General features: G+C 55.2%; 10 protein-coding genes and 1 pseudogene. 10 read left to right on the top strand and 1 reads right to left on the bottom strand.

The annotated features are described in order from the left end of the window. The first annotated feature begins 1 nt into the window (after position 1). The 9 genes from BMY01_RS12030 (at position 2) to BMY01_RS11990 (ending at position 18,929) form a co-directional block, all read left to right on the top strand. A complete protein-coding gene (locus tag BMY01_RS12030) occupies positions 2–2,506 on the top strand; it encodes a baseplate J/gp47 family protein (protein WP_074747559.1) in 2,505 nt (834 codons plus the stop codon). Then, positions 2,503–5,139, top strand: coding sequence for a baseplate J/gp47 family protein (locus BMY01_RS12025; protein WP_074747555.1), 2,637 nt, complete (start codon positions 2,503–2,505; stop codon positions 5,137–5,139). The genes BMY01_RS12030 and BMY01_RS12025 overlap by 4 nt, the downstream gene beginning before the upstream one ends. Further along, positions 5,136–7,337, top strand: coding sequence for a hypothetical protein (locus BMY01_RS12020; protein WP_074747552.1), 2,202 nt, complete (start codon positions 5,136–5,138; stop codon positions 7,335–7,337). The genes BMY01_RS12025 and BMY01_RS12020 overlap by 4 nt, the downstream gene beginning before the upstream one ends. A 68-nt stretch (positions 7,338–7,405) precedes the next feature. Continuing rightward, a complete protein-coding gene (locus BMY01_RS12015) occupies positions 7,406–10,627 on the top strand; it encodes a DUF6519 domain-containing protein (RefSeq protein ID WP_074747549.1) in 3,222 nt (1,073 codons plus the stop codon). Positions 10,628–10,671: 44 nt separating this feature from the next. After that, positions 10,672–11,916 carry a Pvc16 family protein gene (locus BMY01_RS12010; RefSeq protein ID WP_074747546.1) on the top strand — a complete coding sequence of 415 codons (1,245 nt, stop codon included), beginning with the start codon at positions 10,672–10,674 and terminating at the stop codon, positions 11,914–11,916. Next, positions 11,913–13,961, top strand: coding sequence for an ATP-binding protein (locus tag BMY01_RS12005; protein WP_217638665.1), 2,049 nt, complete (start codon positions 11,913–11,915; stop codon positions 13,959–13,961). The genes BMY01_RS12010 and BMY01_RS12005 overlap by 4 nt, the downstream gene beginning before the upstream one ends. Before the next feature lie 110 nt (positions 13,962–14,071). Continuing rightward, complete coding sequence (locus BMY01_RS12000; protein WP_139176901.1) at positions 14,072–17,260, top strand: eCIS core domain-containing protein; 3,189 nt, start codon at positions 14,072–14,074, stop codon at positions 17,258–17,260. A 77-nt stretch (positions 17,261–17,337) separates the two neighbouring features. Next, the gene (locus tag BMY01_RS11995; protein ID WP_139176899.1) at positions 17,338–17,703 is read left to right on the top strand and encodes a hypothetical protein; all 366 of its coding nucleotides are present in this window, start codon (positions 17,338–17,340) and stop codon (positions 17,701–17,703) included. After that, positions 17,700–18,929 (top strand): hypothetical protein, encoded by a 1,230-nt coding sequence (locus tag BMY01_RS11990; RefSeq protein WP_074747533.1) that lies wholly within the window; start codon positions 17,700–17,702, stop codon positions 18,927–18,929. Before BMY01_RS11995 ends, BMY01_RS11990 begins: the two co-directional genes overlap by 4 nt. A 321-nt stretch (positions 18,930–19,250) precedes the next feature. On the opposite strand, the pseudogene BMY01_RS17480 reads toward BMY01_RS11990, so the two are convergent. Beyond that, positions 19,251–20,022, bottom strand: a pseudogene (locus BMY01_RS17480) (IS5 family transposase). A 161-nt stretch (positions 20,023–20,183) separates the two neighbouring features. Between BMY01_RS17480 and BMY01_RS11970 the strand changes: the two are divergent. After that, positions 20,184–20,384, top strand: coding sequence for a hypothetical protein (locus tag BMY01_RS11970; protein ID WP_074747527.1), 201 nt, complete (start codon positions 20,184–20,186; stop codon positions 20,382–20,384). The last annotated feature ends 30 nt before the right edge of the window (positions 20,385–20,414 follow it).

Raw genomic sequence — 20,414 nt, 5'->3', positions numbered from 1 at the left:
TATGGAAATCAAGGACCGAAAAGCCCGCTTGCTTGAATCGTTACTGTTCAACGGCATCGATTTTGTCGAGATTGCAAACGACTCGCAAACATGGCTGCGCGTTCATTTTCTCAACAGTGTTCAACTGAGCGGAACCATTTCGACACCGACAATAACAGGTGGCGAAACAATCCGGACGGTGTCCGTCAGCCCGGTTAACGACAATACAGACTGGCAAACGGACGGCAATTCGCTCATCCTGAACCTGACTGTTGCTTCCCCGGGCGATTTTTCCATATACAGATTGTCGATTTCCAGTAATAAGCTTGATCCTTTTTTTCAAGAGGTAACGTTCTCATTCAAGGCACGATGTCCGTCGAGCCTGGATTGCCGACTGGTAACGCCCCAATGTCCGGCTGAGGAGCAAGATATTCCCCCGATTGACTACCTGGCGAAGGATTTCCTGAGCTTCCGCCAAGCATTGCTCGATTTCTCCGCACTTCGCTATCCGGAATGGCAGGAGCGTTCCGAAGCTGATGTTGGCGTAATGTTCCTCGAAGCCCTATCAGCACTGGCGGATGACTTGAGCTATACGCAGGATCGAATCGCTGCCGAAGCATCGCTTGATACAGCAACGCAGCGGCGCTCTCTCGTTCGGCACGCGCGTATGGTCGACTATGAACCGAGATGCGCTACCGCCTCGCGAGTGATGCTGCAATTCGATGTCGATCAAGGTGTAAACAGTATAGCGCATGGTTTAGCGGTAACAGGCGCCGCTCCGGATGGCACACCTGTTGTTTTCGAAACCGGGGAGGGCCTGTTGCAAACCTTGACCGATGCCACTGGCAGACGATTGTCTAGTCCACCTACCTCCATCGCCAGCTCGCTATGGAATGCGGGGGCCATCAAGCCGTACTGGTTCGACGACAGTGAGCGTTGCTTAAAAGCAGGCGCGACAAGTATGAAAGTGCTTGGTCACGGGTTCAATTTTCAGCCAAATCAGCTCTTATTGATCGAAACGAAGGCACAGACGAGCGCTGATCCTCCCATTCGCCAAATTGTGCAGCTAACTGATAATTTCGGCATTGGCGGTCCCGTGGAAGACTGCGACTTTCTGTTCTCGCAGCCAATAGGTTCTTCTAGGCCGCCATTCATGACTTGTAACGCTTCGCCCCCTGGACCAACTGCACCTGTAGCATTCACATATCTTCGCTGGAGAGATGCTGATAAGCTGCTTGTCGACCATGACCTGACCCGAACTACACTCGGCGGGAATCTGGTACCAGCGACGCAAGGGATAACCGTCACTGACGAGAGATTCGCTATGGTTTCCGCGTCGCCAGAAGATCCTACAATTCCTGTTGCTATCGTCCGTACAGGTCCGCGTGAAGCAGTAGCTGATACTGATGTACCTCCTCCATGGCAGTACCTTTATAGCCTGAAAAAAGCGCCGCTCGCATGGTTGGTTCCGACCGGCCCAGCAGCAGACAGAATTCCTTTGCCAGAAATTCTATTGGAGCAAACGGATGGGGGTTTGCCTGCCAAATGGGATTGGTTGCGACGGCTACTCGATGCCGAGCAATTCGCAAATGTCTTTACACTCGACAAGGCCCGCTATCTGCCTATTGGACGTAACTCGGACGACTCGGTCCAGTATGAGTACGATAGCGATGCCGGGGATACGATTCGCTTCGGCGATGGAATTTTTGGTGAGATTCCACCTGATACCGCCGTCTTTCGCGTTACATATCGTGTAGGCGGCGGAGCGATAGGCAATATAGCTGCGGACGCAGTTTGGCAGATCGACCCAGCGATTTCGGCGAAGGCAAAATTGCGGTCCGCCACCAATCCTTTCCCAGCCTCCGGTGGAGCGGATGAGGAAACCGCGGAACGTGTCCGGCGGCTCGCTCCTCAAGCATTCAGGACACTGCAAAATCGCGCTGTGATTCCAAAAGACTATCAAAATGCGGCGGAGAAACTTCCGTGGGTACAGCGAGCGGGAACAGTCTTCAGATGGACGGGTAGCTGGCTTACAGTCTTCACCACGCCTGACCCGCTGCATAGCGAACGAATCACTATTGATCAGCGAAAAGAACTAATTGACCTTCTTAATCGCTACCGTATGGCGGGGTACGAGTCTTATGTGCCGGAGCCGCAGTATGTATCGCTGGATATCGAGGTGCAGGTGTGTGCATTGCCGGATGCATTTCAGGGAGACGTCCAGGCCGCAATCCTCGGGCGGTTAAACTCATCTAGTGTCGTAAATGGTCAGCGAGGGTTTTTCAATCCCGACAATTTCTCATTTGGCGTCCCATTGGAGAGAAGTAATCTTGAATCGGCTATACAGTCTGCACCAGGCGTTGCTGGCGTTTTATGTGTACGTTACAGGGTGCGCGGCCGGACACAGGGAATGACTGAAATGCCCGATTCAGTCGCCGTTGCAGCGGATCAAATCATCCGCTGCGACAACGATCCAAGCGTTCCGGAACACGGATCGATTAAGGTCAGCATTTTGGGGGGCAAATGAGCGATTGTAAAAACGCTACCGATTCGATCTGCCCTTGTGGAGCATTCGTGCATCCGGGTGTGATATTCAACCCACCAGGAAGGAATATCATCGAGTATCGAGTGGGCAACTACGCGTCATTCCGTCATGCCCTGCTGCAGTCATCTGCTGAGGAGATAGAGCTGTCAATCACCGTTAATAACATCACCCCGCCCATATGGCACCCGGGCGCCCATGGGGATCTTGCAGTACAAACGGTCGAGTGGTGGGCATACTTGGCCGATATTCTAACGTTCTACAACGAGCGGATTGCGACCCAAGCGTATCTACGGACGGCCGATTTGCCTGAAAGTGTCAACCGGTTGGTTCGCCTGCTGGGTTACCGGCCTCGTCCCGGGATCGGTGCGAAGGGTGTTTTAGCCGCGCTGGCAAGCAGTTCGTTGCCATTTACATTGCCTGCTGGATTTGCCGTTCAAAGCAAGCCAGGACCGGGCAAGCAACCACAGGTGTTCGAGTTAGAAACGGACGCCACAATAGGTATCAAACCGACGTCACCAGCATCCCTGAAAACATCATCAGGAGCGGTGAGCGTGCAGCCAGTGCACGATTCGACCCAACCGCCGATTCAGGAAGGAACTACCACAATAGTGCTGAAGGGTGCACCACCTGCTGTAAAAAAAGACGATATGGTACTGATTCTTCCGAAAAATCAGATCAGACCGGCTGCATTCGCAGTCGCGAACGTGGCAGCCGTCAGACCTGGTAATGATGCGAGCATAGGTGCCATTACCCGCATTGAACTCAATTGGAAATCAAGAATAGATGCATTGGATAGCGTCCCTGACTTACAACTATATAAGGGCGGCCAATTGACGCAAGTATGGCAGTATCCAGCCTCGGATGGAAAGGTAATTCGCAATGTCAATCAGGCGGGAACAATCGATCTCGCATCGCTCGTGCGCGGCTTCAAGAGCAATGATCCGATTGTAATCCAGGCATCCGCTGCGGATTTCCGGTTGTTCGCGGTAAAGAGCGCGACTGAAGCTGTATGGTATGCAAATCCTGATAAATATGACCCACCTGATCCTGTAGGAACAAATGTGGATCCTTCAGTGCCACCAGATCCCGATAAGCATATTGCGATTCCTATTCCACATACGAGCCTGACGTTGGCAGAAAAACTACCTGATGAATTAGTGACTGACAGGCAGGCAGACCGGGCCAATTTTTTCGTTTGGCACTCGTGGACAGAGGCAGGAGATCTGATCGTATTGCCGCCGCCGACTGTCGATGAAACTATTGTCCCCCCTGGGAGCGCGGTTGTGCTAGAACCTTCCTTTGGGGCGGCTTTTCCGGACGTTCCCGCGGGAACAAAGGTCCTGGTCGAAGACGCGGTCGGAAACGGTGCGAGTGGCATGATCAATTCGGATGGAAAGCTTGTACTGGATTCCCCCGTTCCGCTGTTGATTCCACCGCTTCGAGCCTACTTCAACCTTTTGAGCGTATCGCGCGGCAAGACCGTCACCAGGGAAGTACTCGGCAGCGGGAACGCTGCTATTCCCGGCCAGGATTTTGTGCTCCAGAACTCGCCAGTTACCTACCTGCAACCTGAAGATTCGCGATCCGGCGACAACTACAGTAGCAGTGTACGTGTCTGGGTGAATGATGTGGAATGGACCGAGGTTCAAAGTTTCTTTGGACAGCCGTCGAACGCGCAAGTATTCATCACACATGAAGATGACCAGGGCAAAACGCACGTCATATTTGGCGATGGCGAGTTCGGCACGCGGCTACCGACTGGTGTCAATAATATTGTTGCGTCATATCGTTACGGCAGTGGTGCTGATACCCCGGCTCCGGGCACGCTGACCGTGGTTTTAAAACCCCAACCGGGGCTTCAATCCATCCGCAATCCGGTAGCGGTAGGTGGAGGCAGTGATCCTGATCCGCCCGCAAAATTGCGGCGATTGGCGCCGCGATCGGTACTCACATTCAATCGCGCCGTCTCAGCGGATGACTATGAGGCTATCGCTTCGCAAGCTCTTGGGGTAACCCGAGCAAAAGCAGGGCTTGTATTCGATTTCCTTGAGCAACGCCCCCGTGTAACTGTATGGGTGGGTGATGATGCGGAAGCTGTGAAAGCAGCGCGAGTTGCCATAGCGGCGGCAGCCGATCCAAACCGTTTTCCCGCTGTTTTATTGGCAAAAGGCGTTCAGGTAAGCCTCACGATTTCTCTTGTGATCGATCCGAGACGTAACGATAAGTCGGTATTGGACGCTGTGCGAGTCGCCCTGCTCGATCCGGACAAGGGGCTGCTTGGCCTGAACGTCCTGGAGATCGGCCAGCCAATCTACGATAGCCAGCTTTATGCTGCCTGCGTTGCTGTTCCAGGTGTGTTGGCCGTCAAGAGGCTCGAGTTCTCTTCTGCTGAATCTCCGAAACAACTGGACTTTACAGTCGCCCGAGCCCGCCAACAGACAACCTTGTCACTTCAGACATCTCGCAAATCCAACTTCTCGTCTTCCGCCACCGGCAAACGGATCCGCAGGCCCTCCAATTCCAATACATGTATGGAGCATCGCCACGATCCGGGCGCGGGCGCATTTTTTATTCTGCCCAATGAGGGATTGACCCTTTCTCTGGAGGCTCGATGACGCGCCACCTGGACCATTACGACGTCTATTATGCGGATAAACTCTGGAATCTCTTGCCTGCAATCTACCGTTCGCTGGATAGCGATGAGTTTTCCGGTAATGGCCCCTTGCGCGAACTCGTCAATCGCATTGGTGCACAAGCTGCCATTCTAAGGAGAAGCATAGACAGAGCTTGGGAAGATCAATCGATCGAAACCTGCGACGACTGGGTAATTCCCTACATTGGAGACCTGCTGGCGACCAACCTCGTGTCAAATCTCGATTCGCGGGCACAACGGCTGGATGTGGCAAAGACAATCTATTATCGCCGCCGCAAGGGAACATTGGCATTACTTGAGGAACTGGCATTCGATGTCACCGGTTGGGATGCAAAAGTAGTGGAATTCTTTCGCCGAATGGGCCGCACGCGGCATGGTTTGGATCCGCAGATCGGCTGGGTTGAAAAGGCAGGCGACGGCACTGATAAGCTGCAGCAAGCTGAAGGGCTTGCAGGCCGCCTCACGCGGAGCCAAATCGGAGGAACGGCGAGCCTTCGAAATAACTACGGTTCGTCGAAAACCGGCTCAGCCTTCGACGAATTTTTTCACACACCCGACTTCCGGCCCGGGCGAGGAAAGACGGGATGGCACGACATTCCACACGTTGGTGTCTTTCTGTGGAGACTTAAAAGCTTTGATCTTCCACCGACAACGCCCGTGGCGGTCACGAATCCCCCAACCTGCGCCGGCTGGTTTACTTTCGATCCCACCGGCCGAAGCATATCGCTGTTTGCCGATGCTTCACGCAAGAGTGAGCAATACGGAAACCGATGGATCTCGCCCGCCGAAGAGCAACTTCCTGGCCCGATCAGTCAGGCACTGTATGACGCTAATACAAAAGCGTCACCGGATGCCAAGGCAATCGAACTGTACCCAAACTCCCTCACGGTCTTAAGTACTCCAGTTCCGCAATCCGACACAGACATCGTACCGGCCAATCAGGTTCGAGTTCAGTCCGAGCGAGGCTGGTTTGCATACAACAGTTCTCCACCGCAGGAGGTGTGGGTGAGGTACCACTACGGATTCTCTTCCGACATAGGAGCTGGTCCATATGATCGCCGCCTTAGACGGAAAGCACTTCCCACCCCTGCTCCTCACATGACATTCTCAGGGGGGGGCGCTGCCTTAATGCCAGGGAGTGTGCCTGCCAGTGCCGTTCCTCAAACCGGTACGCTTACCCTCGTTGACTCTCTGACTTATACGGGGGCCGACAGTATTGCGGCGACTGGAGTGTTGACGATTCGTGCGGGCAATAGACAGCGCCCGCTCATTCGCCTTCCTGCTGGCTCAGGCGGAACAATTACCGAATGGACTATCTCGGGTGCGCCAGGTAGTTCTCTCGTTCTCGACGGCCTGTTTATCAGCGGGGGTGATATCGTGATTCGCGGCAGTTTTACTACCATTACGATCACCTGCTGCACGCTCGACCCTGGCAGTGCCTCCGATATGCTCGATTCCTCACCGCCGTCTGGTAACTTCGCAATTTCGGCTGATGGGAGAGAGCTTATTCCCACCCGCTTCTGGATCGAGGGCTCGGTCGAGACACTTACTGTAGAGCGCTCGATCATGGGGCCAATTCGAACCCGAGGTGGCGGAAAGATTCAGACACTGGATATCACCGATAGCATTTTGCAGGCTCTTCCGGAAAGTGTCAGCAGTCCTCCCCAAAGTCCTCTCTCACCCCCGGCCGAACCCAACAATGTGGCGATCGCGCTGGATAGTGGCGAAGTTTGCCTCTCCCGCTGCACAGTGCTTGGCGGTATAAGTGTTCACAGGCTCCGTGTCAGCGAAAGCATCCTCCAGGGCGTAGCGAAAGTTGACGACACCCAGCACGGGTGTGTGCGTTTCACGGCTTGGACGATAGGAAGCATACTGCCCGAAAAATACGAAAGCGTGGTTATATCCGCGCAGGCGATCCTGTTCACCTCGACGGATTTCGGAAACCCTGGTTACTGCCAGCTTCTCGCGACTGCCGACACGGCGATTCTCCGGGGCACTAACAGCGCCATCCAAAACACTATTTCCGAGGGATCGCAGGATGGGTCGGAGATGGGTGCTTTTGCCCGTGAGCGAAACGCGATCAAAGAGCGCGGACTCCTGATCAAGTTTCAGGAGTTCATGCCCATTGGTCTGGTGCCAGTCATCGTACATGTAACATGAATAACAGGAATTTCCAATCTGAATGCGGGGTTACGGAGGTTGAGGCCGACTTGAAGAGGATTTTATAAATGGCAAGCGATATAAGCAGAACCGATGATAGCGAACGCCAGCACTACAAGGGTGTCGTCATGCAGCAGGGCAGGGTGGTCCTGGACCGGGACTTCAACGCTCTTCAGCAAATTGCCGGGCAGCGAACCGACGCGGACGCGCTCGATTTCGTTGGTCCGTGCGGCACGCCCGATAATGGATTCGCGATCGAAGCACTTATTCCGAGCAGCCCGCCGCTCCGGGTTCCACCTCCTCCGCTTAATGCCCTGATGGCACGCAACAGGGATTTCTTGATCAGCCCGGGGACGATGTATGTGGGCGGCCAGCGGGCTGTCTTTTCCTCTGCCGATTACAGGCTCAAGACCTCATATAGCTATTTTGACCAACCGGACTGGATAGAGCCCGATGAGCCGAACACTGACGCAACCCTGGAGTTTGTTTACCTGCATTTACTCGAGCAGGAAGTCAGTGCGATAGAGGATACCGATCTGAAGGACGTTGCACTCGGGGGGCCAGACACGACCCAGAGAGTAAGGCTCATCAAGCGTGTAAAGCGATTGAAAGTCGATTCGAGCGATTGCACCGCCGCTTTTGCCCAGGCGCAAGCGTGGTGGCGCAATAACAATCTCACGTTTGACCCAAAAACCATGCGGCTGCTGCCACAGGTGTCGTTGCAGATCAGCTTTTCAACGCAAGCTTCTCAACCTGATCCCTGTGAACCTGTTACACAGGGGGGTTATCTGCAACCCGAAAATCAGCTCATCCGTGTGCAGATTTCTGAGGGTGGAGCTGGAGGCGCACCAAAATTGCTATGGGGCTACGACAATGCCAGCTTCCTTTATCGTGCTGACATTTCCGATTCAAAAACCTTATTGCTTCGTCAATCACCCGTTGATGCCTTTCATATTCCCCGGACAGGACAGGTAGTCGAAGTGCTCCGCTCAGCTTTGATTATTGACGGCGGCCAGAGTGAAACCGCTGCGGGGCGCAGTATTGTTCGCTGCGTGGCCGAAGCCACGGGTGTAACTCGCACCCTTGCGAGAGGTTATCAGCCCAGCGACCGCAGCATCGAGCTTGATCAGCCCCTGCCGGCTGCATATATTCCCGACAAGAATCCATTATTCGTGCGAGTCTGGCAGTCTGAGCTCGAACTCAGTGCTTCCGGAAGCTCAACGGTCGAGTTGATCGATACGAGCAACAACAGCACGACGGGTATCGTGGTCACCATAAAAATGTCTTTAGCAGAGGGACTTCAGGCACCGGTTGGCGCTTATTGGCTATTTGCGGCCCGGCCCGGCACACCTCAAGCTGTCTACCCCGAGCGCTTTCTTACCGATGGTCAACCGCCTGACGGCCCGCGGCAATGGGTTTGTCCGCTTGCTGTTATCGACTGGGCCGGGGATGTCACCTCGCCGCCGGACAGTCCGCCGCAAGGCTTAATTCCCATTGTGCGGGACTGTCGGGAGAAATTCGACAACCTCGTTGAGCTTACCAAGCGCAAACTTGGGGGTTGCTGTGCTATTACGTTGCACCCTGAGGACCTTCAGGCAGATCCTATGGCATTGCAAAACACTGTAGACAAGTTCGCGAACCATGCGCAAGGCATCGCGCTTTGTCTTACTCCGGGCACGTATTCGCTGACGCAGCCGCTACGGCTCGATTCTCGCCATAACGGTCTAACAGTTGAAGCTTGTCACGGCGGTGTCTTGATCCAGGCAGCCCCTAATACCGAGGTCAAATTTCTGGATGGCCTTGTTGTATTGACGCAAAGCACTGGCGTGACAGTGCGCGGTATCAGTTTCAAGTCACCGGCCGTAAGATTGAAGGATGCGGTCGCAATCCAGGGAGATAATGCTGGCGACCTGCTTGCGATTATTCAAAATCTTGTCGAGCCACACATGATGATCGGTCTGCGCTTGTTGGACTGCACAGACGTTTCTATAGTGGATTGTGAGTTTCAGATGATACCCCTCAGTGAGGTCAGCAATTATGCTGCTGCGATTTTCGCAAGCGCCAGCTGCAGAAGCCTGAGCGTGCGGAAAAGCCGCTTCATCGGTCCGGCACGAGTTCCAATCCGACCCGAACCCCGACCCGAAGCTCCTCCTGGTGTGAATCAGCCAAGCCCCTCCGCCAGGGGATCAAGGGCCAATGTAGCCGCGCCGGCGACTGCTGCTGGCGGTGCTAAGATGCAGGCTGAGCCGGCACAAAATGCGTCAGGCGCCCAACTGTTCTTCCGCCAATTGTTCATAAATAACCCGGCATTTATCAAAGCCTTCAATCTGAACTTGCCAGCACAAGCAATTGGTCCCATCCAGGTTCCATCTCCGGAAATTCCGCCGCCCTCCGTCATGCTCAGTGCGTTTATGATAGTCCCATCCATTTCATCCGATGTCACCGGAGCCCCAAGCCTGGTCCGCGCCGTACTCGACCACGCTGAATTTATCGATAATCGTATGCAGGGCTTAACTGTTGCGGTCATAGGAGTTTCCGGTGCGGGCAAGGTCGGATTCCAGGACAATTTAATTACCGATTGCGACGGTGGAATCTGGTTCGGTGGTATCGATAACGCTAACGCGACCCGGGGCAACGATGATGTGAAACAGATCGGATATATCCGGTTTTATTTTAATGGATACGGTGGAAAGCCCGTCACGGAAGCGTTAAGCGTCGCATTAGCTTATCCGTTGGCTAATCTCAAGGTCAACTCCCTGCCGGCGTTACCCATGCGGCAATTTCATCTTACAGGCAACTGCATTGATGCGTTACCCGCTAATGGCGCGGCTTCAGGCCCGGCAGTGATTCTCCTCCTGGCTCCTGTTCGTCCGCCTGATCCTATTGGTCCTGATGATAATATTGATCTTTCCCTCGATTCCGATGTCTCCTTGTTGTTGAACTCAAATGAACTGCGCAATGGAGGACGCGCTATTGAAGAAACTACGGTTGTCGCACCTACTGCTATCTTATATTCGCACGCTGCAGTTGTACAAGGCAATCTGTTCCAGAATTTGGTAACGCCGGAAGTCATTAGGGTTAGGAACGACAGCTTGTTTATCGCAGCCTTTGAGCTGGCAGTTACCGGAAACGTGCTTAGAGGACAATCATTTATTTCTGATTTGAATCTCAGTAGGGATGATCAGCAGAGTAATCGGAGTGACATTACAAATTTTGACAATAACACTGTTTTCCGTCAGCTGAATAGTTGGCGGTTTTTCAACTATCACAAATCAGACCAGCCACAGTAACGAGCACAGCATAGGGATTAGATGGCAGTCAGCAAGGATATTGAATGAGCAATGCCCTGGCAATAGCAACCGTCACGCAAACGCTGGTGAATGTGGTGACAGCGAGCCTCGATGGTGCACGTGTAAACGGTCCGCAAGTAAGTACGCTTCGGCCGGATGACTCGTCGTTGCAGGGCTCCGAAACGCCGCCTCGCGTAAATATTTTTCTCTATCAAGTCACTCCCAACACAGCCTGGCGGAACGCGGACCTGCCGACACGGCGCGATGATGGTTCGCTCGTCCGCCGCCCGCAAGTGGCGCTGGACCTTCATTATTTGTTCAGCTTTTATGGCAAGGATTCCACGCTGGAACACCAGCGGCTGCTGGGAGCAGTCGCGCGCGGGCTCCACGCCGAACCCGTGCTGCAGCGTTCAGACATTCAGATTGTTGAGCAGATGACGGATGCTTCTAACAACAATGTGCTGTATCTGGATTCCAATTTGTCCGAGCAAATCGACCTTGTGCGGATAACGCCGCTCAATTTTTCCCTGGACGATATGAACAAGCTTTGGGTTGCTTTTCCCAAGGCGAATTTTGTGCTCTCTACGGCATATATGGCGACCGTTGTGCTGATCGAGACCGATGAGCCCCCGCCCGCCCCGGCACTGCCAGTGCTGAAATGGAACGTTGAAGTATCTCCATTCAGCCTTATGCTCATCGATTTCGTCGAGCCGCAGTCTGTGGTGCCTTCGCCACCCGCGCCCCTATCGATCGCGCTGCGGGGTAAAGGGCTGGGCACGGCGAATTCCGTGGTGCTTATGACCCCGGGAAAGAGCGATCCCCTTCCCGGGACAATCGAGCCGTCGTCGACTTCCGACAGCATTCAAGTTACGCTGCCGGCAGGTCTGAGGCCAGGAGTCAATACAGTTCAACTGGTGCAAACCGCAACGCCTCCCGTGCCTTCATCCCCCATCATTTCGCAATCCAACATCATGGTTTTTGTGATCCTGCCCGCTATTTTAAATCTTACATCCGCAACTCCCGGGCGTTTGACATGTGCAATCTGGCCACCGGCCGGGCCTAAACAGCAGGTGTCCCTCGTGCTGAATCAGCAGGACGGGCCGCAAGCTTTCACCTTATCAGCCGATCCCCATCCTGGCGAGACGGACACATTCACTTTCGCCACCGTTTTTCCGAACGGTTCAGTACCTTCCGGAACATATTTGGCGCGCGTTCAGGTGGATTCTGCTGTGAGCAGGCTAACCGTGGATGCTTCCGGTAAATTCGATGGCCCAACGGTTGATGTATGATGAGCGAGGCAGCGGGCCATGACTGGCAATCCGCCAATCAACACGCTCTGATGGCGGCGCTGGCGGACTTGAAATCAATGCTTCGCCGTCACGCGGCACTCAAAAGTCACACGGGTGATGATGGTTCCCCGGGAACTGCAGAACCCGCATCCCCCGTCGAAGAAAAGAGGGCTGAGGCCACTGCCTTCAGCAACTCTATTTCTAACAAGACTCCTGTCATTGCCGAACCGCCGGCAGCGCTGGAGGCTTTGTGCGCTTCGTTCAGCCTCTCCCGTTTCGAGCGCGATCTCCTGTTGCTCTGCGCGGGCATTGAGCTTGATTCTACAGTTGCTCCCCTGTGCGCTGCCGCGCAAGGTGATCCGGGCCGCAATTATCCAACCTTCAGTCTTGCTCTTGCTGTGCTGCCCGATGCCCACTGGAGCGCGCTGACGCCCGAGGGGCCGTTGCGGCGGTGGCGGTTGATCGAGGTTGGAAATGGCTCAGCGGTAACTGCCGCGCGACTGAGAATTGACGAGTGCGTGCTGCATTATCTGGCAGGGGTGCCGCAATTGGACGAATGGTTGGCCGGAATGATAGAGCCTATCGCACCAGTAGCAATTGCAGATCTTGCCCCATCGCATGCGGCAATAGCCGAGGCCATCACGGCTGCCTGGTCTGTTGCGAACGAACAGCAGCCCTTGCCCGCTATCCAGTTATGTTCCCGCGATCTGGCGGACTGCCGTCCCGTCGTCTCCTCGGCAGCGGCATCGGTTGGGCTTGGCACGTTCGCGCTGCCAACTGATCTTGTTCCTGTGGCTACTGCTGAGCTGGATGCCCTGTTGCGCCTTTGCCAGCGCGAAGCCGCTCTGGGCAACGCCGTACTGCTCCTTGAATTCGATTCTGATTCGAACACGTCTGGCGATGCCCGCTCTCGTGGTGCGGAGCGTCTTATCGAGCGATTTAGCGGCCCGATCATTATTACCAGCCAGGAACCCAGGCGGATCGCTCATCGTCCTGCAGTTCAGTTGAATATGGATCGTCTCAACATCCCTGAGCAGCGTTCTGCGTGGCGGCTTGCGCTGGGGGCGGAGGACGGCGATACCATACGAATTGATGCGATAGCATCCCAGTTCAGCATGAGCCTGCCTGCCATTCGCTCCATTGCCAATGAGGTCATCGCTCGCGCCGCCGCTTTGCCTGGCGCGGATCTCGCGCAAATTACATGGCAGGCTTGCCGTTCGCGCTGCCGTACCCGTCTGGATGGCCTTGCGCAACGCATCGAGCCGGCCGCTGACTGGGAAGACCTGGTCTTGCCGCAGCCACAGATACAGTTGCTGCGGCAGATCGCAATTCATGTCCGGCGCCGGGAAACGGTATATGACAAATGGGGTTTCGGCGCCAAAAGCTCGCGCGGCCTGGGGATTTCCGCGCTCTTCGCCGGCGTCAGCGGCACGGGCAAAACAATGGCTGCCGAGGTTCTCGCCGCCGAATTGCAGCTTGATCTGTACCGCATCGACCTGGCTTCAACGGTAAGCAAATACATCGGCGAGACAGAGAAGAACTTGCGCAAGATTTTTGATGCCGCTGAGGAAAGCGGCGCCATTCTTTTATTCGACGAGGCAGATGCGTTATTCGGTAAACGCAGCGAGGTCAAGGATAGTCATGACCGGTATGCTAACATTGAAGTAAGCTATCTGTTGCAGCGGATAGAGGCTTACCGGGGGCTTGCTATTTTGACGACGAATCTTAAATCCTCGGTGGATGCCGCCTTTCTTCGCCGCCTGCGCTTTATCGTGCAATTCCCGTTTCCGGGTACCGAGCAGCGAGCGGAAATCTGGCGGCGCGTGTTTCCAGCCGCAACACCTACTGAGGGTTTGGATGTATCAAAGCTGGCAAAGCTGAATATCCCTGGCGGAAACATCCGCAATATTGCACTGAACGCCATGTTTCTGGCAGCGGATGCAGAGCAGCCAGTATCGATGAGCCATATCCACGACGCGGCTAAAACAGAATATGCCAAGCTGGAGCGGCCCTTCGCAGAAGCGGAGATTGGAGGTTGGCTGTGAGTGCTATAACTGCAACATTTCAACCACCCAGAACCTTGGCGACATCGCAGTCGTCATCCGCTAGGGGGTTATTACAACGTAAATGCACCTGTGGCTCGCCGACATCTTCATTGACTGGTAAGTGCGGAGAATGCCAGAACAAGGGACGCTTGCAGGCAAAGCTAACGATAGGGGCGAGTGATGACCCGCTGGAACAGGAAGCAGACCGGATCGCCGATCAGGTTATGGCAGCACCGGTGCATTCCACAATTAACAACTTACCCCTACGCATCCAGTGCTTCCCTGAGCACGCGAGTGAGGGAGCGAGTACCACGCCTGCCAGCGTAAACCAAACCCTTACCAGTCCCGGCAGGCCGTTAGAGCCGACGCTGCGGCAGGACATGGAGCAGCGCTTCGGACACGATTTCAGCAGCGTGCGAGTGCATTCAAGTGCGACTGCCGAGCAATCGACGCGGGAGGTAAACGCTAAAGCCTATACGGTCGGCCCGAATATTGTGTTTGGTGCGAATCAGTTCGCGCCAGGGACACATGAGGGACGGCGATTGATCGCCCACGAACTCACCCACGTTATGCAACAGGGAGGCATGGATGGGGGCCAAGCAAGCAATCGATCAATTCAACGAAAGCCTGTCGCTCGCCACAAGGTGACGGGCTCAGCTCGAAAGAAGACCGTCGTCGCCATTCATGCCCAACCGCACCAGCCTTACGGCGCGAAGGCGTATTTGGTAGGAGAGCCTGAACCGATTCCGATTACCCTGAGAGAGAACAATCTCGACGAGGGAACCTACTGGTACGCCAAGCGCGACAAGCCCGAGACGGCGGGCTTGGTCGAGTACAAACGCGAAGACGGCGAAAATCAGGACTTGAAGGGCTTCAGATGGCTCTACCCTCCGGGAACCACCGCAGCGGAGCGAGTCGTCGTTAAGATTCAGGTCGGCGAATTCAATCAGGATGCCTTCGCGAAAGCACAGTTCAACGCCGTTCCCGAGCGCATCAAAAGCCGATTCGTCAAGCGCGGCGGGCGCCGCCTCATGACTGCCGGGGAGTTTCTTGGCTTCTCGAATTTTGCCCAAAGGCTGCTGGACAGGGGCGTTAAGGACGAGGAACTGATCCTGTTCCAGGAGAGCAGCGCGGGTGTATTCGACCCGCGGCGCCACTTCGACTGGGCGCTCGATTGGCCACAGGCGGTCGACGAGGTGCTTGGAGCACGAGCTGCGTTGGAGAAGCAGGCCGAAGAGAACACCGAACTCTTCCAAGCGTTCGGCGGGTCCATTCCGGATATTCCGGAAAAAGCCTACCAGCTGTATCGCATGAGCCAGTTGATGCCCCAGTACCGGCCAGCCGCGGAACAGGCAATTGAGGAGGTCGGCATCACTATTGAGAAGCTCGAAGCGCTCCGCGATGCCATGATGGGGGTGTTCGACACGCGGCTCCGCCTGGAAACGAACAAAGCACTCGACTGGCTCAAAGGCGGCCTGTTGCTAACTCGAGAGCGATACGTCCAAGGCCAGGGCGCGCCGCAGAAGATTGCTGCACTGCGCGCCGCTGCGGAGTCAACCGAGATCCGGAGCCTCAAGGCTGGCATGGAGCAAGCCGACCGTGACCGGGAAGCGGCAAGTCGCGCATACGCCGCGATCGCCATTGAGTCCGCGTACTTGCCAAGAGCCGAGGCTTTAAAGAACGCCGCGAAGACCATGGAGTCAGCGAGCGACGCTTACAATAAAGCGCGACAGAATTACCTGAATGGCTTGCAAGATGTTTCCGGTCTCCCCGTCGCATCCTGGCGGGGCTTCAACATCAACCAGTTCTTCTTTGGAAAGAGCGCCGAGCGGAGCAAGAACCTGCTCCATGCATACATCGAGCAGACATTGCGCGATCTTACCCGGGCCCGCCGAGAACTTAGCAAGGACAGGCGGACGATCTACAAAGCCGACATCATGGTTCAGTGGACTAAACACGTCCTTGGGGTCAAGCCGGGTTCGACAATGGAAAAGTTCATCGACGATCGCGTTGATGAGTATAAGAGCGCTCCGTGGTGGGAGCGGCTGTTAGACATCCTGAGTCTCGCTCTGGTTTTTGTTCCGGGCGGCGCTCTCATCGCTGCCGCAAGACTGGGAGTGAACTACGCCCTGACGATCAAAACCATAAACGAGGAAGCATTGTCGGAGACGTTGTTCCGAGTCGGAATGAAACAGGAGGGAGGCAGCGCAGCAACCGTAGCCTTGAGTTTGGCTGGCACCGCGACCGATATTGGTGATGTTCCAAAAGCGCTCAAGGGCGGCTCGGCAGTCCTCGACACGGCCAGTCAAGCGGAGAGGACGCTCGCCAAGGGGACCTATTCTGCAACTGCCACCACGACCGGAGCGAAGGCAGAGAGCCGTCTGGTCAAGGAGACTGGCGAGCTTCCTGCTTCACCGCATCGGGTCGAAACAGCGCAGCCGCACGGTGAGCCGGCATTTACCGAGCCACTGCCCCGGCAGATCGAGCCAGAGTCAGGTGCGGCGCGCGATAGCAGCATAGAGACTAGCAGTCACCTTGAGAGCCGAAAGCTCACCCAGCAGCAGATCGCCAACGAGACTAAGTTCATCGAGGACAACCCGCATCTGGTGCAGGAGGGCCCGCCTCGCAGCATCAAGATCGGCGAGCATGAGTGGATTGAGAGTCCAAACGGCGACTGGTGCCGGCATTCGAACGGCTCGACTTGCGTGCCCAAATTACGCGTTGGCCGCGGGCCAAAACTTACCCCTGAGAACGTCGATCAAATTATCGCCGACCTTAAGGCCAAGCGGAAGGTCAGCCGAGAAGAAGAGGCCCGCCTGCGAGCGGTCGCCGAACTGAAGGGCGGCATCTGGAATCTGCGGGCCGAAGTGGGGAAGGCCGGTAACCCGACTCTCCGAGGCGAGGTTGGACATCTGCTGCTCGGCGAAGACTTGCCGTATGCCAAAATCATCGATAGCGCTCCTCGCATCGATCCTACTACTGGCTTGGCGACAGAGGTGAAAAGCATCAAGACGCACCAACTCTTTTCCTTTCAAAAGGAAGGCTCGTTTGCCGCGACGCTCAAGGCTGAGGCGAGAGAGTTGAGTCGTTTTCGGACGACACAGTCTGGAGGAGCCACGGTTATCATCGCCGCGCCAAACGCTGAGCGTGTGCTCGTGATCGGCGTACCGCCACGCACGCTCGATTCCGCGGCTCGCAGACCGCTTACCGCGCAGTGGCGGGCAGAGGCAGTCGAGGCCATCGCTTACGCTCTCAGATTGAAGCCACCGGTTAGAATTGTATTCAGGACGATCAGATGAAAGCTCACCTACTTCAAGTATACTATGTGCGCAGAGCGGACCTTTATGTGGTACCCAGCTTGCCTTCTCGAAAAGGGATGATAGCCCTCGATGCGGTAGTCAAGGTCGAAGGTGGTTGGGGCGGACTTTCGGCAGCGCTCCGTGAGGGCGAACGGCTGGCTTTGAGTGAGGCAGAGCGCACTGCGGCAAAACGCCGCTACGGCAATCTAGAGAAATTAATTAAAGCAGCAGGCTGTGAGACGTTTGCGGACATGGTGCGACAGGACACGGTTATCTGTTCGATCGTCCGCGTCCCGGATTACGTTCTAGTGACCAAGGTGCTTCCGAACACCAAATTAAACACATTCGAGGGTTCGCATCAAGAGCAGTATCCTGCCGACACGTCGATCGACGAACTGGCTCGAATCGCTCGTCGAATCCTCGAAGCATCGGAGAGCGAATGACCGAGGTCGACGACCTGCTCGCAGACGAGGCGCTCACCATGCCGCAGCGAGAGGAGCGGTTGGCTGCAGCGTGGATACGTTATGCAGACAGGGGAGCTGGACGCGCTCTCGATATACTATCCTCGGTGGCCAGCCCCGAGGCGGCTGCCCTGTCGGCCGGCTATCTGTCGCTGCTTCCCGGCCTACAAGCAGAGAAACAACGGGTAGTTGAATCTCTCGCTCCACGTCAGGGGGAGTGGGCACACGCTGTGGTTGATCTAATCAAAGCCCTGCCTCCACCGGCAGCGAACCTCCTCCTGCTCAAAACGCTTCAAGCGCCAGACGACCCGTCGGCCAGCAGCGTGCTATTCGAGATTGCAACGTACTTCCCTACGCTCCTTCATCCTTTCGTTGAGGTCATTGATGATCCGTTGATCAATCAGGCATTGCTGCCGGGTGGCCCCGACGCTTGGGCGCACGACTTCAGCAAGCAGTTCCGCGACAGCGAAGACCCCATATTCTTGCAGGCGTTGGTTCGGATGCGTACCGACGCTGCGCGACGCGAGCTCGAAAATTTTCGCGCGCAAGCGCCTAGCCGCATGTGGCCTGCTCTCAATGCGTCGATCGAAAACTGTGGCATCTTTCGCGACACTGGTACCTCGTCATATTTTCCGAAGGTGTCGCTCGGGTTCGTGGTTGATCGCGGTGAAAGTCCCCACCGGGTTGGTGGGAGGTACACGGGACGCGTCCCCTTCTGCGAGTTCTGCTTCATACCAACCGGCCACGCACTGACGCTTGCAGGGGACGCACTCGGCTGGGGGCTAACACGCGATCCAAACTTCTTCTGGTTTCAGTGCCACCACCATGACCACGATGACGAGCCGCTGTTTGTACATATTACCGCTCAGGGTGCGGAGCGATTGTTGATCATCGAGGTCGGTGAACCCGAGGGTGGGGAGCTACCGTTCGTCCCAGGTGAGCGGGCGTTGGCCCTTGAGGACCATCCTAATCAAATTGGAATCGGCCCCGATCGCGTGCCTGCGCGCGGGCTGCATGACGTGGGAGGCCCGCCCAACTGGTGTAGAATCGACGCATTCCCGCGCTGCCCAGTTTGCGATCGAGGCATGCGCTACCTAGCTGCCCTAGATGGCGGAATGACGCCCTTCGGACGCATTCACATACCCGGGACGCTGTTCATGTTCTGGTGCGATCCCTGCTCCGTATCTGCGACACGTCTCCAACGTTGAGAAGAGATCTCTTTCTTGGAACGAAAGCACGTCGATCTCAAGCGTTTGCCACACTGGTTGCAGTGCACAATTAGGGGTCAGGTCTCGATACAATTACTTGTTTCGCTACACTCCCAGCCTCGGGCCCCTAACGGAGATCAGATGCAATATAATTTTGAGTGGATCAAATAAGGCTAAAGTCAATATTAAAAAGCACGGGGTCAGCTTTGAGCAGGCTGCCGGAGTTTTCTCGATCCGTTACAAATAGTGATTTTCGACAGTGAGCACAGTGAGGTGGAGGAACGCTGGGTTACACTCGGTAAAACGAACGATGGTGTCTTGTTAGGGCGTGTTAACACTACGGGACGCTTCCACGATTAAAGCGAAGTGAATAAATCCGATAAACATCACATCGAGTTTCTCGAAACGCGAGAAGATGCGGCGGAAACCTTTGAGTCTGCGAAACAAGCGCTCGATTTCATTACGGCGCTTATACATCCCTCGATCGTATTCCCAAGCATTGATGCGATTGCGCTTGGGTGGAACTACGGGTACAAAGCCAAGCTCAAGCGCAGCTGACGCGTTTCATTCCCTTCGTAAGCCCGGTCCATCAAAAGATACAGAGGGCGGCGGGGCGGACCGAGTTGGCTCAGCAGTGCGCGTCCTTCTGGCGCGTCGTGCGCCGCGCCTGAGGACAGCGCAAAGATTATGGCCGTTCGAGCATTCGCGGCAACCATATGAATCTTGGTGCTCCATCCCCCGCGCGATTTGCCAATGGCTTGGGGTCCGTTTTTTTTAATGCTCCAGTACCATCCGGGTGAACCTTCACAATCGTGCTGTCCAGCGACACGGCCTCGATTTTGATACGAATGATCTGTGCATGCCGCAGTTGCTCAAACAAACGATCCAGAACGCCGCTCTTGGACCAGCGGTTCATGCGCGTATAGATCGTGTGCCAATTGCCAAAGCGCCTGGGCAGGCCACGCCACTTGCAGCCATGTTCGGCTACATACAGGATGGCATTGAGAACTTGAAGATTGGAAAGGCTTACATTGCCCCGTTGCCGGGGCAAACAGCTTTCGATCTGCTGATATTGGGTTTCGGTGATTTCCATAAGGGCGTCTGTAGTTTTTATGCCCGAAGCATATCAGAAATTTAACTGTTAGTGTTAACACACCCTAGTAGTGGTACATACCTTCAAGGAGCATGAGGATAGTGCCACAATCCGCATTATCTCTGCCCGAAAAGCTACTGCCCTCAATATGAGGAATGCTGATGAATGACGAATATGATTTTTCCCAGGGTTCGCGGGGTAAATTTTACCGACCTGATACTCAGTTAAATCTACCCGTGTATCTCGATCCAGACGTTCTGAATTATCTTTCGATCAAAGCCAAAGCGAAAGGCATTGAGGTTAATGAAATTGTCAATGATCTGCTGCGCAAAGATATCGCTTTGATTGAGTGGATGAAGTGAAACGAAAGCCTGAAAGACCACCAATAATTT

The organism is Nitrosospira multiformis (assembly GCF_900110185.1).
Lineage (GTDB): Bacteria > Pseudomonadota > Gammaproteobacteria > Burkholderiales > Nitrosomonadaceae > Nitrosospira > Nitrosospira multiformis_A.
The sequence above is the reverse complement of the archived record's forward strand: the minus strand, read 5'-3'. Positions and strand labels throughout refer to the sequence as shown.

What these genes read in the sequence shown, in the direction of transcription:
- BMY01_RS12025 (WP_074747555.1), top strand. Translation starts at nt 2,503, where the DNA reads ATGAGCGATTGTAAAAACGCTACCGATTCGATCTGCCCTTGTGGAGCA.
- BMY01_RS12015 (WP_074747549.1), top strand. Translation starts at nt 7,406, where the DNA reads ATGGCAAGCGATATAAGCAGAACCGATGATAGCGAACGCCAGCACTAC.
- BMY01_RS12020 (WP_074747552.1), top strand. Translation starts at nt 5,136, where the DNA reads ATGACGCGCCACCTGGACCATTACGACGTCTATTATGCGGATAAACTC.
- BMY01_RS12005 (WP_217638665.1), top strand. Translation starts at nt 11,913, where the DNA reads ATGATGAGCGAGGCAGCGGGCCATGACTGGCAATCCGCCAATCAACAC.
- BMY01_RS11990 (WP_074747533.1), top strand. Translation starts at nt 17,700, where the DNA reads ATGACCGAGGTCGACGACCTGCTCGCAGACGAGGCGCTCACCATGCCG.
- BMY01_RS11995 (WP_139176899.1), top strand. Translation starts at nt 17,338, where the DNA reads ATGATAGCCCTCGATGCGGTAGTCAAGGTCGAAGGTGGTTGGGGCGGA.
- BMY01_RS12010 (WP_074747546.1), top strand. Translation starts at nt 10,672, where the DNA reads ATGAGCAATGCCCTGGCAATAGCAACCGTCACGCAAACGCTGGTGAAT.
- BMY01_RS11970 (WP_074747527.1), top strand. Translation starts at nt 20,184, where the DNA reads ATGAATGACGAATATGATTTTTCCCAGGGTTCGCGGGGTAAATTTTAC.
- BMY01_RS12030 (WP_074747559.1), top strand. Translation starts at nt 2, where the DNA reads ATGGAAATCAAGGACCGAAAAGCCCGCTTGCTTGAATCGTTACTGTTC.